The organism is Actinopolymorpha singaporensis (assembly GCF_900104745.1).
Classification (GTDB): domain Bacteria; phylum Actinomycetota; class Actinomycetes; order Propionibacteriales; family Actinopolymorphaceae; genus Actinopolymorpha; species Actinopolymorpha singaporensis.
Genome location: NZ_LT629732.1, coordinates 3,557,291 through 3,571,342 on the forward strand (window position 1 = coordinate 3,557,291; position 14,052 = coordinate 3,571,342).

The window sequence follows — 14,052 nt, forward strand, 5'->3', positions numbered from 1 at the left end:
TCACGACCGCCACTCTCGGGTGTACGGAATGTCGACCCGGGCGCCTTCGGCCACGTCGTAACGGAAGCCCCTGCCGAAGTCGTTCGGGTCGGCGTACCCGCGGACAGTGGTGATGTCGCCGATGTCGAGCACCACCGTGGTGTCGTCGGTGAAGCGTGCACCGTGGACGCGGTAGACGGCGTTGCGCGCGTTGGTGTCGGCGGTGGCCCGTGGGTTGACGGCGAAGTTCGGCGAGTTCGACTCGGGCCGCCAGGCGGGGGAGGAGATGTCCTCGAAGTCGGCGTTCTCGACGGTGGTTCCGGAGATGGCCACGTCGTCGAACATCACCGCGACGCCGAAGTTGCTGACCGCCTTCCTGCTGAGAAGTCGCAACGTGAGTACGGCACTGCTCTTGCCGGCAAGCGGTCCGGTGACGTCGGCGGTGAGCACTCGCCACTCGCCCGCGCCGGCGACGTCTCGTTCGACCACGACCGCGCCGTCGATCAGCACCTGCACGAAGAAGTAGCCGGCCGTGGCTCCCGCGAAGTCGTCGTTCACCCTCACCGACAGCTGATGTGAGGTCGCCTGGTCGACGGTGATCTGCTGGGTCAGCGCGCCGAAGTCTCCGGCCTGCGATCGGGTCCTGGACGGAAACGCGATCCTCGCGTACGTGGACTGGGGAACGGTGACGTAGGCGTAGCTGTCCTGCAGTTTCAGGCCGGCCGGGACTCCGGCGTCGAGCTTGACGGTGAGCTGGTTGCTGACCGACAGGTCGCGGGTGAAGTCCCGCAACGTGCCGGTCGCGGCGGCCGGGCCCTGCATCTGTGGTAGCGGTCCCAGGAAGCTCGCCCCGTGGGTCCACGCGTACTCCGGCGCACCGCCGCGGGTGGAGTAGATCCCGAACGAACCGCGGAACCTGAGCTCCTGGCGGTTGCCGAGCTCGACCTTCAACATCACGTCGGTCCGCAGCGAGTTGACGATGTGGTCGACGCGGCCGTTGGTCAGCTCCACGCGTACCGCAGCCGCCTCGTGCGCGGCGATGGTGCCGTCGATGGCCCGCACCGGCAGCATCGAGACCGACCGCACCACCCGGCGGTCGACGTACGGCTCGATGAGCGAGACGAACTGGCTGGTGAGTTGCTTCCCCGCGGGAGCCTGCCGATGGGCGAGGAGGTAGCGCAACTTCGGCGGGTTGCCCGGCTTGTTGCGAGGCGGAGTGCCGTCGCAGATCGCCACATCGTCCACCTCGGACAGCATGGTGAGCCGCAGGTGGAGGTTCGGGTCGGGGTCGTGCACGCCCCAGGTGTCCTTGACCTTCCAGTCCACGCTGAATCGCCCGGTGGGACTGGTGTCCCGCGACACGTTGTCCAGCCAGTCGAAACCGCTGGCGTTGCTGCGGTACGGCGCGTCGTCTGGCGGCATGGGTACGTCCGGGCCGGCGTAGGTCCCGGTGGGCTGGTCGACGAGGGTCAGCCCTTCGGCAGTCGCGGGGCCCTCCGCGGCGTGGAAGGAGAAGTGGTGGTCGGTGCCGCCGACGACGCGGAACACGTCGAACGCGTAGAAGTCGGTGTCGTCGACCTTCACCATCGCCGAGAGCCGTCGGTAGGTGCTGGTCTGGGTGTACGCCGCCGGCGCCGAGGTGTCGCACAGCTGTACGCGATCACCGGCAGCGAAGCCGTGCGGCGTGCCCACCCACTGCTCGGCCTGTGGCCGCTTGTCGACCACCACCGTGTTGTGGGCGACGGTGTTCTGGTTCCACTCCTGCGTACGGATGCTGGCGTCGGCGAACTCCGGGTAGCCGAGGTCGGGCAACAGGTCCACGCCGAAGCCGTGCATGCCGAGGTTGAGCGCGTCGAGGTGGCCGTGCCCGAAGGTGCGGCCGTAGTACACCCACAGGTCGCGCGCCTTGTCTTCGACGCCGTCACGCAGCATGGCGATGCCGTACCCGGTGAGGTTCTCACTGGGCGGCTGCCACGTGCCGTGCTCGGCGATGACCTTGCGGATCCGTTGCTGGACGCCGGGAACGTCCGGGCTGAAGAGGTTGCCGTAGAGGTTGTCGGTGCTGTTGCCGTTCATCAGGTACGCCATCTGGGCGTACTCCGGCAGGCCGAACTTCTCGAAGAAGTAGAAGAACTCGCTGGGGGAGCCGAACAGGCCGGGGGCGCCGGTCGAGCCGGTGTCGCCGATCTGCGGGACGTAGGCACCCAGCATCACCAGCGGATGCATGCCCTGGAACATCTTCCGGAACTTCGGGTGCTCGTACAGGTCCGCAGCGGGATAACCGGTGTACCCGTCGAGGACGTCGGCGATGCCACGCATGTGGCCGATCCACAGCCGGTTGTATCCCGGCGAGGCCTCGTTGCCCATGCCGTCGCGGTCCACGACGTCCACGAGCGTGCGGTAGACGTCGCCGCCCGATACGCGGTACTCGGGCGGAGGACCCAGGCTGCCCGTCTTGAAGACGAAGTCGATCCACTCCTTCGTCTCCGACGGCGAGTCCAGTACGACACCGGCGAGGGTGACCGACCGCTGGTGCATGCCGAAGTTGCCCCGGATCCTGCCGGCCTGGACGTTGGGGTACACCTGCCGGAGGATGCCGTTCTCGATGTTCACCCGGATCGCGGCAGGGGAGTCCTTCGGCGCAAGGCCGTACTGCCTGGCCTTCTCCGACAGGAAGGGCACCACGTCGGCCTCGTCGGCGTTCGCGATCGCCGGGAAGAAGGCGTCGTAGGCGTCGCAGATCAGCTGGGAGAGCCCGGTCTCCCAGATGCAGCCGACCACCTTCCCCCTACCGCTCAGGCCGTCGGAGTGGAGGTAGCCGTCGGATCGCTTGTACGGCGTGGTGTCCATCGACGGGTACACGTCAGCGATCCGGTCGAGCAGGATCAGTCCCGCGTGGGCGTACCTGACGTCCCCGGTGGTGATGAAGGCGTCGCGCAGTGCGGGAAGTCCGTTGTAGATGGAGGCGGCGCCGGAGTAGAGCGCGGTCGCGCTGTACCAGACCAGCCAGTGGTTGTAGTACGGGACGAACGTCCACTTGGCGCCGTGGTCGTCGACCCAGCCGAAGCCGTCGTCGACACCCCAGGTCGGACCCTTCTCCGGGTACAGCTCGTTGACGAGCAGACTGCGGTCGGCGCGCGCCCGGTCGAAGTTGCCGTGCTCGTCCAGACCGCTCGCGTAGAACGCGCCGAAGTCGTTGGTGGGGTAGATCCGCGGCCGCCCGGAGTCCTCCGGTACCGAAGGGTCGATCAGCTTCCACGGCTGCTTGATCGGATCGGCGAGCCACGGGTAGTTCCCGAAACGGTAGATGTCCTTGCCGGTGACGGGGGAGCCGAGGTCCTGGTTCACGGCGTAGCTGCGCGGCAGGCCCTGGCCGGTGACCAGCTTCCAGAGCCAGTCGTCGCCCTTGGCGAGAAGGGGCTCGGCCTTCGCGACGGCGGCGTCACGGGCCTCCTTCGCCCAGTCGTACTGCTCGACGTTGCGGCGGGCCGCCGCCACCATCTCGTCGGTGTAGATCGTCGGCTTCGCCTTGGTCGGTACGTCTGCGAGAGCGAGCGCGGGCGCGACCGTCGGGGCGGCCAGGACCGTGGTCGCGGCCGCCGGGTCGGGAACGAGGGGCGGCAGCATCGCAGCCGTGCCGAGGAGCATGCCGTACCGCAGGACGTCGCGGCGACTGGGCTGGAAACCACCCCGCGACGGTGGCACGGGTTCGCCGTATCCGCTCATGAAAGCACCTCGGTTGGGTCGTATCGGCCGGTACGTCGACGGCAGCGGTTCACGGCTGTCGATCGCGGTGCACTCAGTCCGGGTTGCATCGACTGAGTAGAGGCGCCGCGCGCTTCTTGGTGCCAGAACATAGACACGGAGGAGGTTTCGGGCAAGACCTAAAGTCGTGCCTTGGCCGCACCGGGCCACCCGGCGAATCAACGAGCGGGGGAGCCGGCGAGCGCCGGTGGGAGCCGGTACACCACCATCGACTCGGCCGGCACGACGTCGATGAGCGCCCGCTGGTCGGCAGTCCTGGCGGGCCTTGGACGCAACACCGTTCGCTGCTGGGCGATCGCGTCGGACACCGAGCTCTCGTCGAGCTGATAGCGCAGGGCTCGTGATGCCTGGCCGAGAACTCCCACCTCGACGTCCACATCGCGTTCCAAGCACAGCCAGCTCAGCAGTGCCACCAGGTGGTCGGCCAGGTCGGCGTAGCGATCCGGTGACCAGTCCAGGGGCCGCCACATCACGAGGTTAGCCCGGGTGCCCAGACTGCCGTACAGGCGAAGGTCCGCCAGCAGCGCCTGCACCATCGGGCCGCCGAAGTCATGGCGTTCGCCGGAGACCCACCAGGTCGTGTCGGTGAACACCCGGACCCACGACGGCCGCAACGCCGACAGTCGTTCCTCCACGATGCCGCGCTGCTGCGCCGTCAGGGCGCGGGGTGCGAACGCATACATGCCTCCAGCGACACGTCGTCGAACGCGGCCTCTCCGTGTCCGTCCAGGAGCAGGCGGATCGCGATCGTGGTGGTGTCCGGCGGAACCTCGCCCAGCATCTCGATCCGGACCCAGTCGTGGGTGCTCCAGAGCGAACCCGACTGTGACCACGTGATCCGCTTGCCGGCGGCGTCGAGGTAGTCGATGGCGAGATAGGCGCCGTACCCGTCGGCCGCCTCCCTGGTACGCACCCACGCTGACATGCGCAGCAGCGTTCGCACAGCCGACGCGGCCAGTCGTTGCCCCACATTCGGCCAGGCGACCGGCGCCTGTTCTGGGACGATAATGACCGCCCCACCACCGCCGTTCCGTCCCGCACCGACACGGATCTCCACCGATGCCGGGGCTTCGACGACCCGCTCCCACGCGGACGGGGTCTGCTCGAACTCGTCGTCGTCAACCGGAAGTTGCTCGGCGACGCCGAGACTGTCTGCACCGAAGACGTTCGGCCCCAACTCGCCGGCCGGTCCGGCCGCCGAGACGACCGCGGGCACAGCTGCGAAGTTGTCCTTCGCGTCAGCTGGGGGAGTTGCGACTGCCATTCCCGGGTGAACGGAATGCGGCCGGCTGCACCAGCCCGAAGATGGGCAGGGCCTGAGTTTCCGGGCAAGACCCAAAGTGCAGAGGTGGCCGCACCGGGCCATCGACGCCGGTCGATGATGACTCAGGAAAGAAGTACGCCCACCTTGGATTGGTCGACAGGCTGGTCAAAGCTGCGTGGAGCGGCTTGACGCAATCGACAGGTCGGCGTACAGGTCCCACATGCGCCGGCAGTTCTGGTGGTCAACGCCGCCGGACGCCGGCCGACGTGGGTTGACACCGCTGGCTCGGTTCAGTACTCCTTCAACGGACCCAGTCCGCTGGTTGGCGCGACGAGCGACGTTTCCGGACGCACGAGGCACTCGAACAGGGCGAACGTCCGTCGGCGCGGCCTCCTCGAAGAGACAGGGACTGACCCATGAGCTCCAACGGCGAAACGAACGGCTCGGAGATCGACGCGACACCGAATGGGGACACGCCAACCGTTCGGCGGTGCGCGACCATGGACGTGCACCGGCGCCTCCTCTCGACCAGTCCAGAGTACGTTCACGCCCGGGACCTGATCGAGAACGAGACCATGCGCCTGATCCAGGGCGCCGGCCGGGACGGGGTGACACGCATTCCCGTGGTCGTTCATGTCGTCTGGAACACCGCGGACCAGAACATCGCCGACGATCAGATCACGTCCCAGATCGAGGTGCTGAACCAGGACTTCCGGCGTACGAACGCCGATGTGAGCAACACGCCGTCCGCGTTTCTCGCTTTGGCCAGTGATGCTCGGGCCGAGTTCTTCCTTGCCGAGACGGCGCCGGACGGATCGCCGACCACCGGGACAGAGCGTCGGCAGACGTCGGTGCAGTCGTTCAGCGACGACGACGCTGTGAAGTCGTCCAGCTCAGGTGGGCTCGACGCGTGGCCGGCTGCCAACTACCTCAACATCTGGGTCTGCCCGCTGGGAGGTGGCCTGCTCGGGTACGCGCAGTTCCCCGGCGGCCCGCCGGACACGGACGGCGTCGTGATCCTGCACTCGGGGTTCGGGACCACCGGCACGGCGGCCGCTCCGTTCGACCTTGGCCGTACGACCACCCACGAGGTCGGCCACTGGCTCAACCTCAATCACATCTGGGGCGACGACGGCACTGGCTGCACCGGCACGGACAACGTGTCCGACACTCCGAACCAGGGCGGCCCGAACTACGGGAGGCCCACCTTCCCGCACGTCAGTTGTGACAACGGGCCGGATGGCGACATGTTCATGAACTACATGGACTATGTCGACGACGCGGCCATGGTGATGTTCTCGGCCGGGCAGGTGGCGCGCATGCAGGCATGCCTGGAAGGCCCGCGCAGTTCGATTGGTGAGGAGGCTCCTGTTTCATCTGCGTGACCGTCCGTCGTGGATACTACTGGGGGGAGCGGGCTGCTTACCCGCGACGGAGAGGTTCGGACAATGAGCGCGCCCGATGATCAGGGCCCGATCCGCGGCAACTGGACCCACTCGTACGAAGAGGACGCTTCGGGGATCGAGGTCTATCGACCGACCGCCACGTTTCCCTTCCCTCCGGCGCGAAGAGGTCGTGAACGACTCACGTTCGACGGTGACCAGGTGGTTGTGTCCCCACCCGGACCCGATGACCGGACACGGCCAAGGGCGACCCTACGGCGCCTCGGCACGGGGAGGTTCGGCGAACCGGAAACCGGTGCCGAGGGATTCGAGATCGTGGAGGCCACACCGGACGTCGTCCGGATACGTCGCAGCTGACCCAGCCGGCCGCGCTGACGTCAGCGGCGAAGGTCGTGGAACATGACGTGCAGGTACTCGCCCAGTGCTCGACCCACACCTTGCGCGCGTTCGGCGCCACCATCAGGTTGCCGCTCGCGATGTGCGAACCGGGACCGGGCCAACAGCCGAGCACAGGCGAGGTCAGAGGTCGACCACCTGTCCCGTGGCGATGGACTCGTCCGCCGCCATCACGATGCGCAGGCTGGTGACCGCGTCGTCCATCTCGCTGCCGAGGTCGAGATCGTTGATGATCGCCCGGAGCAGATGCCGTTGCTCCTTCTCGCAGAGCTCGTCGTGGTCGGGTTCGTCTGCCATGTCAATGCGTTCGTCACGCAGGTCGTAGGTGCCGTCGGGGGACTTCTCGGCGTGGTGCCAAAGGATCTGGTTCGTACGAGTGTGCGCGTTGATGTCGTCGGAGCGGACTGCGACGTCGCTCGACTCCGCCATCACGATCGACACCGAACCGTTCGGGCCGATGACGTCCTTGACGAAGAAGGCGGTCTCGCTCATCATCGGGCCCCAGCCGGCCTCGTACCACCCGACCGAGCCGTCGGCGAAGGTGACCTGCAGCATGCCGTAGTTGTTCAGCGGAACCTCGTCGGTGAGCCGGGCGCCGATGGCGTGCACGCGCACCGGCTTCGCGGCGGTCATCCGGCACATCACGTCGACGTAGTGCACTCCGCAGTCGACGATCGGCGGGAAGCTGCCCATGAGGCGTTTGTGCCAGTCCCAGGTCTCGCCGTTGGACTGCTGGTTGAGATTCATCCGGAACACCAGCGGAGCGCCGAGCTGACGCGCGATCTCGACGAATCCGGTCCAGGACGGGTGCTGGCGCAGGATGTATCCGACGACCAGCTTCCGTCCGGTACGCCGCGCGGTGTCGACGACGGCCCGCGCCGACTCCACGGTCTCGGCAAGCGGCTTCTCGACGAAGACGTGAGCGCCGGCCTCCATCGCCTGGATGGCGTATGCGGCGTGGCTGTCGGGCAGCGTGTTGATCGACACGACGTCCGGACGTAGCTCGCTCAGTGCCTCCTCGTAGCTGGTGAACCTCTTCGCGTCCTTGAGCGGCTCGGGCAGGTCCAGGTCCGTCACGTGCCGGGTGCACACACCCACCACGTCGTACTCCGGGATGCGGGCGTAGGCCAGCGCGTGGGACATGCCCATGTTCCCCAGCCCGACCACCAGAACCCGCTGACTCATGGTTCACCTCGATGCGGTACGCACGTCCGTGCGGTTGCCGATGAGTACATGCCTACTGTGCTGGCGATTCCGCTGAGCGGCAACCTTAGCCGGATGTGTCCTGCGACGGAGCCACGTGCGGCCACTCGCTGTGTGGCTCTCTCTTCCGCTGGACCCGCAACCGATGGTCGCGGGCCGGCCGTCGAAAGGCCAACCCCGCGGAGGAGGTCCGGGGCGAACCTCAGGTCTCCGCCGTTAAGGAAGTTCATCGTTACTTCTCGGGTCCGCGCCTTTTGCGTACGGCTTCGACCGAGCCGCGCGGCGGCTTCGCAGGGCCGCGTGCAGAGCAGTCGGCAATCAGCTGGGTGGAGTGCGACGTACGTTGAACGTGAGGGGCGCTGGGGTGCTGTCACGCGATGTCAAGGGCCCAGAAACAGCCAGCCGAAGGGGCGGGTGATACCCGTGAACGACCAACGAGCGGACTCCATGGTCATTTTCGGTGCGACCGGTGACCTGGCCATGCTGCAGACCTACCCCGCTCTGGTAAGCCTGGTCGAGCGAGGCGTGCTGGACTTTCCCATCATCGGAGTGGGACACCATGAGAGGTCGCGCGAGTATCTTCGCGACTACGCGAGAAAGTCCCTGCAGCGCGCAGGCATCGACACACGCGGCCAGTCTGCCGCGAGGTTGGTGAGTCTGCTCGACTACGTGGCCGGCGACCTCGACGACGACACCACGTACCAGGCCATTTCCGACCGGCTCGGAGAGCGGCGGGGCACGCTCTTCTACCTGGAGGTGCCCCCGAGTCTGTTCGGACGCATCGCGGAGGGGATCGCATCCGTCGGACGGCAGCGTGATTCGCGGGTGATGGTGGAGAAGCCGTTCGGCACGGACCTCGCCAGCGCACGAGAGCTGAGCGCCACCATGCACAAGGTCTTCCCGGAGGACGCGATCTTCCGCGTGGACCACTGGCTGGCCCTGGAATCGCTGGAGAACATCCTCTATACGCGATTCGCCAACTCCATCCTCGACCCGTTGCTCAACGAGCGCTACGTCGAGCACATCGAGATCACGATGGCCGAGGACTTCGGTGTCGCGGACCGCGGGGCGTTCTACGAGCAGACCGGCGCGATCCGGGACGTGCTGCAGAACCATCTGCTGCAACTTCTGGTGAGCGTCCTTGCCGACGAGCCGAGGCTGGGTGTGCGGACATGGCGATCCGAGCGAACCCGCGCCATGCAGGAGCTGCGGCCGTTGCGCGCACACGAGGTGGTTCGAGGTCAGTACGTCGGGTACCGAGACGTCGACGGAACAGCACCGGACTCCACGGTCGAGACGTTCGTCGCGGTTCGGCTGACCTCGGATTCGCCACGCTGGTCCGGCGTTCCCATCGACATCCGAGCCGGCAAGTGCATGCCGGTGACCGCGACAGAGCTCACGATCCGGTTTCGCCCGCCGGCACGAGACGTCTGCGGCATCGAGAACTTCGGCCAGATGAACGAGCTGCGGTTCCGCGTACGCCCTGAAACCGCGATGACCCTCACCCTGGCCGGTAAGCGGCCCGGCATCGCCGCGCGGGCCCAGACCGAAGAACTCACCTTCGCTCAGCAACCGGGCCTGGATCCACGCCCCTACGACCGGCTGATCGGCGCCGCCCTCGACGGCGACGACTTCTACTTCGCCCGAGAAGACTCCGTAGACGCCGCCTGGAAGGTCGTCGACCCCGTCCTTGGCGACGCGGCACCCGTCCACTCATACCAGCCGGGCACCTGGGGACCAGGCGAAGCGGACAGCCTCCTCCCTGACGGCGTGACCTGGCACGACCCGACCGCGTAAGGGCTACGAGCGGGAGGAGGGGACGAGCGGCGACCCGTCGATGAGGTGGTGAACGTCCTGGACCGCAGGCTCGGCGAGTGGAACTCCGGGGATCCTCAGATCGAGGCATATGCGGACAACCTGTTCGAAGCATGCCCGGTATGCTTGCCCGTTCTGCCACACCGAGATCATTCGGAGTCCGCGCTCCTCGCGGTAGCAGACGTGGTACAGCCGCTCGGGGGGTTCGCCGTAGCCGGCTTCAGCGAGGCGCTTCATGATCTCTTCGTACTGGCTGCCGTTCATGCCGGGCGGCTCGAACCTGGCCAGGAGGCACCCGGGCGTCGCGGTGCCCTTCCATGGCGGCCTGCTGATGTCGTAGACCGGGCAGACGTCGGCCTCCATCGGCTTGCCTCCGAGGTCCACGAGGACCGGCATGAGCTCTTCGGCGAATTCCTGGAAGTGCCGCGGAGAATCCCAGACGTCGACGATCTTCAGGTGATCCGGACGTCCGTAGCACACGTGGTAAAAGCGACCGGCAGGTGAGCCCGCGCCACCGGCCTCCAAACGAGTGAGGAGCTCGTCGTAGGCCTCCCCACTCAGAAGGTCCTGATCCCACTTGAACAAGTCGGCCATCTGCCACCTGCCTTCCGTGGGGCCGCCCGCGGGTTGGTGAGACATCTGCCTGGGCACGCGATGGCTCGCGACATGCACGAACAGTTCGGTTGCTCCCATGGTTACACGGTGACGCGGCTCGCTTCCGATGCCGCCTACCGGCTACCAGGACGGTGGTGTTGAGGCGATCGCGACGAAGAGATACGCGGGACCCGCAATGCTGATTCGTCCCACCCCGCCCTAGCCTGATTCCATTGAACGTGATGGACGCGAGCCTGGTACGCCGGGACTGCGAATCCCGAGGTTTCAGGGCCGGTCCGATTGCCGGGAGGTGTCCGCGTATGGGAGCCAGTCTCAGTATTCGGAGCATCGTGGGCGAACTGGAAAAGGCCCGCGCTGTCGAAGATGTCGAGAGGATCGTGAAAAGGGGCGTTCGCCGGATCCTGGCGGCGGACGGCTCGACCTTCGTTCTTCTCGACCACGAGATGTGCTATTACGCGGACGAGGACGCGATGAGCCCTTTGTGGAAGGGGCAGCGTTTCCCTGTCCGGGAGTGCGTGAGCGGCTGGGCGATGTTGAACCGCCGCACCGTTGTCATCACCGACATCCGGCGGGACCGCCGCATCCCTGGCGAGGCGTACCGTCCGACGTTCGTCCGGAGCCTTGTCATGGCCCCCATCCTCAGTCCCGCTCCACTCGGGGCCCTGGGCGCGTACTGGGCACAGACACGTCGCCCGTGGCACTTCCAGGTCGCCGCGCTGGAGGAGATCAGCAAGCTCGCAGCCGCTGCCCTCGAACAGTTCCCGGATGGTCTTCCCGATCCCGGCTTCCCGTTGCCGGACGCACAAAGCTGGCGGGTGCGGCCGATCTCTGCGGTCTGACCACAGCTCCAATCGGCCGGGAAGACGCCTCGCTCATCCACGGGCGTTCGCGGGCCTGCGTGGCACGGGAGCCGGGACGACGCTGCGGTCCGGTTCGTGTTCGCCGTTCGTTCTCCCAGCCAGAACCGGTTCCAGCCGGGTCCGATGCCAGGCGACCTGGCTGGCCAGTCCGTCCACAAGGTCGACCGTGGGTGTCCAGCCGAGGAGCCGGCGAGCTTCGTCGCAGCGGGCCCAGGTCTCCTCGACGTCGCCCGCCTGGTGATCGACCCTCGCAACCTGCAAGGGCGACGGTACGAGTCCGGCCAACAGGTTCAGCACACTGTTGACGTTCGCCCGGCTTCCGCCGGCGATGTTGAGCACCTTGCCAGGTGGCAGATCGGCCTCGGTCGCGAGCACGTTGGCCCGTACGACGTCGTCAACGTGGGTGAAGTCGCGTACCTGCTCCCCGCTGCCGTACACCTTGATCTGCGCGCCCCGGCACCCCGCCTCGACGAACCGGTGGAACGCCATGTCGGGTCGCTGGCGTGGTCCGTACACGGTGAAGTACCGCAGCGACACCGTGGACAGGCCGTAGTTGGCGGCGTAGGCGCCGCAGAGGTGCTCGCCCGCGAGTTTGGTGACGCCGTACGGGCTGAACGGTCGTGGCAGCGCCTCCTCGGACGTGGGATAGCTCGCGGCGTTGCCGTAGACGGACGAACTCGACGCGTAGACGAACCTGCGGACGCCCGCGTTCCTGGCCGCCTCGAGCAGACGTTGGGTCGCCACGACGTTGTGGGTGACGTACTCGGAAAACCCCCGCCCCCAGGAAGGCCGCACACCGGGAAGGCCCGCCTGGTGGAGTACGACGTCGACGCCGGACACGATCTCGGCCAGATCCGCCGCACCCAGATCGATCTCCAGCAAGGAGAAATTCGGCTTCGACCGCAGCTGCCGGAGGTTGTCCTCTTTTGCCGCGCGCGGATAATTGGCGGTGAAACAGTCGACGCCGATCAGTTCCGTCGCGCGCGGCAACAGGTGCTCGGCCACCTGGCTTCCGATGAAACCGGCGACCCCGGTCACGAGATATCGCATCTTTCTCTCCGGCTTTCCCTGCACCGCTGTGGTGCGCGAGTTTCGTGCCCGACTTTGGTGCCCCGAATTTGATGGGAAACTTTTTGTGGTCGGAACGTGAGTGCTGGCGAGTCGTTCAGTGCACGTTAACCGACCGGCTACCTGGTCGAGTGCCGAATGCAAAGCAACTGAAAAGTCCCGACGAAACCGCTGGTCGGGCAAAGAAGGGGGAGTGTGGCCGACTGGTTGGACACAAACGATCAGTGATCGACCAGTCGAGCGTGAAACCGGCAACTCGTCGGCCCCCGGGCGGTGAACTGAAGGTAAAGGGAAGACAAGCAACCGGCCTCCACGATATGACTACTTCTTGACGCCGTGAAAGCGGTGTTCCACACAATTGTTTGTGGCGGTCCTTTCGCGTGGCCACACATACGGGCGGGAGCTGAAGCCATGGCGGAAAGCGCGGCCGAGGCCAGGTTGCTCATTTACTCCCAGGATGGTCTGGGGTTGGGCCACATGCGGCGTACGACGCTGCTCGCAACCGAATTCCTCCGCTCCCGTGTGCCCGCAAGCACGCTGACCATCTCAGACTCGCCGCTGGGCCAGTTTTTCTCGCCCGCCGGCGGCCATGATTATCTGAAGCTGCCGTGTATCCGCAAAACTGGTCCGGGGCTATGGCATCCGGTCGCCCTGTCGTCGCCGTTCGACGACGTACTCGCCCTGCGCCGCGAACTGATCCGTAGCGCGATGGTGAACTTCCGCCCGGACGTCTTCCTGGTCGACCACATGCCCACCGGTGCGATGGGCGAGCTGGTCCCTGCCCTGGAGGCAGCCCGGTCCAGACCGGTGCGCGTGGTGCTCGGCCTGCGCGACATCCTCGACGCGCCCGAGACGGTTCGGCGGCGATGGCGGCTCGAAGGGGCGTTCGAGACGATCGAACGCCACTACGACGACGTGCTCGTCTACGGCTCGCGCGAGGTGTACGACGTGGCCGCGGAGTACGACTGGCCGGCGGCCACGGCCCAGCGGGTGCGCTACTGCGGATACGTGTGCGCGACGGAGTCGAGCGAGGATCACGCCGAGGTGCGCGAACGCTACCTCGACGGCGCGCCCACCGACTCCTCCCTCGTCGTGGCGATGGCCGGTGGAGGCGCGGACGCCTACCCGTTGTTCGACGCACTGCTTCGGTCGCTTCCGAAGTTGCTCGTCGACAGGCCGTGCGTCGTCGTCCTCGTCACCGGGCCCTTCCTCCCGGAGGAGGAGCGGTGCCGCCTTGCGGCTCGCGCAGGTGACCTGCCGGTCCACATTCTCCCGGCGGTCGGCGATTCGCTGAGCTACATCGGGGCGGCCGATCTGGTCATCGCGATGGCCGGCTACAACACGACTGTCGAGATCCTCAGCCAGAACAAGCCCGCTCTTCTGGTGCCGCGCAGCGGTCCGAGCGCGGAGCAGCAGCTCAGGGCGCGGTTGTTCGCCGAGCGAGGTTGGGTGCACTGGCTGCCGCCCGACGAACTCGCGGGGGAGGCGCTCGGCGCTGCCGCCGCGCGGATCCTGGCCGGAGAGTCCCCTACGGCGGACTACCCGCCGGACCTGCGTGGCCGCGAGGTGGCGGCCCAGCGGCTACTGGCCGGCCTGCACCAGGTGAAGCCGAGATCCGAGGCGCGGGTGGTGGCGCCCGTCCCGGCCTCGGTCGGGGACCCACAACTCCTGGTCGACGGCTGAC

10 protein-coding genes are annotated in these 14,052 nt (G+C 66.9%); 4 read left to right on the plus strand and 6 right to left on the minus strand.

Annotated features, from left to right (window positions below; translation table 11 throughout):
• The 3 genes from BLU27_RS16240 to BLU27_RS16250 form a co-directional block, all read right to left on the minus strand.
• Positions 1–3,705 carry a heparinase II/III domain-containing protein gene (locus BLU27_RS16240; RefSeq protein WP_092654535.1) on the minus strand — a complete coding sequence of 1,235 codons (3,705 nt, stop codon included), beginning with the start codon at positions 3,703–3,705 and terminating at the stop codon, positions 1–3.
• Between the two features lie 197 nt (positions 3,706–3,902).
• Positions 3,903–4,427, minus strand: coding sequence for a hypothetical protein (locus BLU27_RS16245; protein WP_092654536.1), 525 nt, complete (start codon positions 4,425–4,427; stop codon positions 3,903–3,905).
• Positions 4,400–4,960 (minus strand): hypothetical protein, encoded by a 561-nt coding sequence (locus BLU27_RS16250; protein ID WP_092654537.1) that lies wholly within the window; start codon positions 4,958–4,960, stop codon positions 4,400–4,402. Before BLU27_RS16250 ends, BLU27_RS16245 begins: the two co-directional genes overlap by 28 nt.
• Before the next feature lie 548 nt (positions 4,961–5,508).
• On the opposite strand from BLU27_RS16250, the gene BLU27_RS16255 reads away from it, so the two are divergent.
• On the plus strand, positions 5,509–6,393 hold the full coding sequence (locus tag BLU27_RS16255; protein WP_092657793.1) for a zinc metalloprotease: 885 nt from the start codon (positions 5,509–5,511) through the stop codon (positions 6,391–6,393).
• A 537-nt stretch (positions 6,394–6,930) separates the two neighbouring features.
• Here BLU27_RS16255 and BLU27_RS16265 read toward each other — a convergent pair.
• Positions 6,931–7,992 (minus strand): Gfo/Idh/MocA family protein, encoded by a 1,062-nt coding sequence (locus BLU27_RS16265; RefSeq protein WP_092654539.1) that lies wholly within the window; start codon positions 7,990–7,992, stop codon positions 6,931–6,933.
• Positions 7,993–8,433: 441 nt separating this feature from the next.
• On the opposite strand from BLU27_RS16265, the gene BLU27_RS16270 reads away from it, so the two are divergent.
• Entirely contained in the window at positions 8,434–9,807 is a 1,374-nt protein-coding gene (locus tag BLU27_RS16270) for a glucose-6-phosphate dehydrogenase (protein ID WP_092654540.1), read from the plus strand.
• A 3-nt stretch (positions 9,808–9,810) separates the two neighbouring features.
• Here the strand turns inward: BLU27_RS16270 and BLU27_RS16275 are convergent, their stop codons facing one another.
• The gene (locus BLU27_RS16275; protein ID WP_157728580.1) at positions 9,811–10,419 is read right to left on the minus strand and encodes a hypothetical protein; all 609 of its coding nucleotides are present in this window, start codon (positions 10,417–10,419) and stop codon (positions 9,811–9,813) included.
• A 350-nt stretch (positions 10,420–10,769) separates the two neighbouring features.
• Between BLU27_RS16275 and BLU27_RS16280 the strand changes: the two genes are divergently transcribed.
• Positions 10,770–11,279, plus strand: coding sequence for a GAF domain-containing protein (locus BLU27_RS16280; RefSeq protein ID WP_241827464.1), 510 nt, complete (start codon positions 10,770–10,772; stop codon positions 11,277–11,279).
• A gap of 33 nt (positions 11,280–11,312) precedes the next feature.
• Here the strand turns inward: BLU27_RS16280 and BLU27_RS16285 are convergent, their stop codons facing one another.
• Positions 11,313–12,350, minus strand: a complete 1,038-nt coding sequence (locus tag BLU27_RS16285; RefSeq protein WP_092654543.1) for an NAD-dependent epimerase/dehydratase family protein — start codon at positions 12,348–12,350, stop codon at positions 11,313–11,315.
• A gap of 429 nt (positions 12,351–12,779) precedes the next feature.
• Between BLU27_RS16285 and BLU27_RS16290 the strand changes: the two genes are divergently transcribed.
• On the plus strand, positions 12,780–14,051 hold the full coding sequence (locus BLU27_RS16290; RefSeq protein WP_092654544.1) for a glycosyltransferase family protein: 1,272 nt from the start codon (positions 12,780–12,782) through the stop codon (positions 14,049–14,051).
• Position 14,052 lies beyond the last annotated feature (1 nt).

Excerpts from the sequence above, each read along its gene's own strand:
- BLU27_RS16275 (WP_157728580.1), bottom strand. The coding sequence starts at position 10,419 with ATGGCCGACTTGTTCAAGTGGGATCAGGACCTTCTGAGTGGGGAGGCC.
- BLU27_RS16240 (WP_092654535.1), bottom strand. The coding sequence starts at position 3,705 with ATGAGCGGATACGGCGAACCCGTGCCACCGTCGCGGGGTGGTTTCCAG.
- BLU27_RS16290 (WP_092654544.1), top strand. The coding sequence starts at position 12,780 with ATGGCGGAAAGCGCGGCCGAGGCCAGGTTGCTCATTTACTCCCAGGAT.
- BLU27_RS16245 (WP_092654536.1), bottom strand. The coding sequence starts at position 4,427 with ATGTATGCGTTCGCACCCCGCGCCCTGACGGCGCAGCAGCGCGGCATC.
- BLU27_RS16285 (WP_092654543.1), bottom strand. The coding sequence starts at position 12,350 with ATGCGATATCTCGTGACCGGGGTCGCCGGTTTCATCGGAAGCCAGGTG.
- BLU27_RS16265 (WP_092654539.1), bottom strand. The coding sequence starts at position 7,992 with ATGAGTCAGCGGGTTCTGGTGGTCGGGCTGGGGAACATGGGCATGTCC.
- BLU27_RS16255 (WP_092657793.1), top strand. The coding sequence starts at position 5,509 with ATGGACGTGCACCGGCGCCTCCTCTCGACCAGTCCAGAGTACGTTCAC.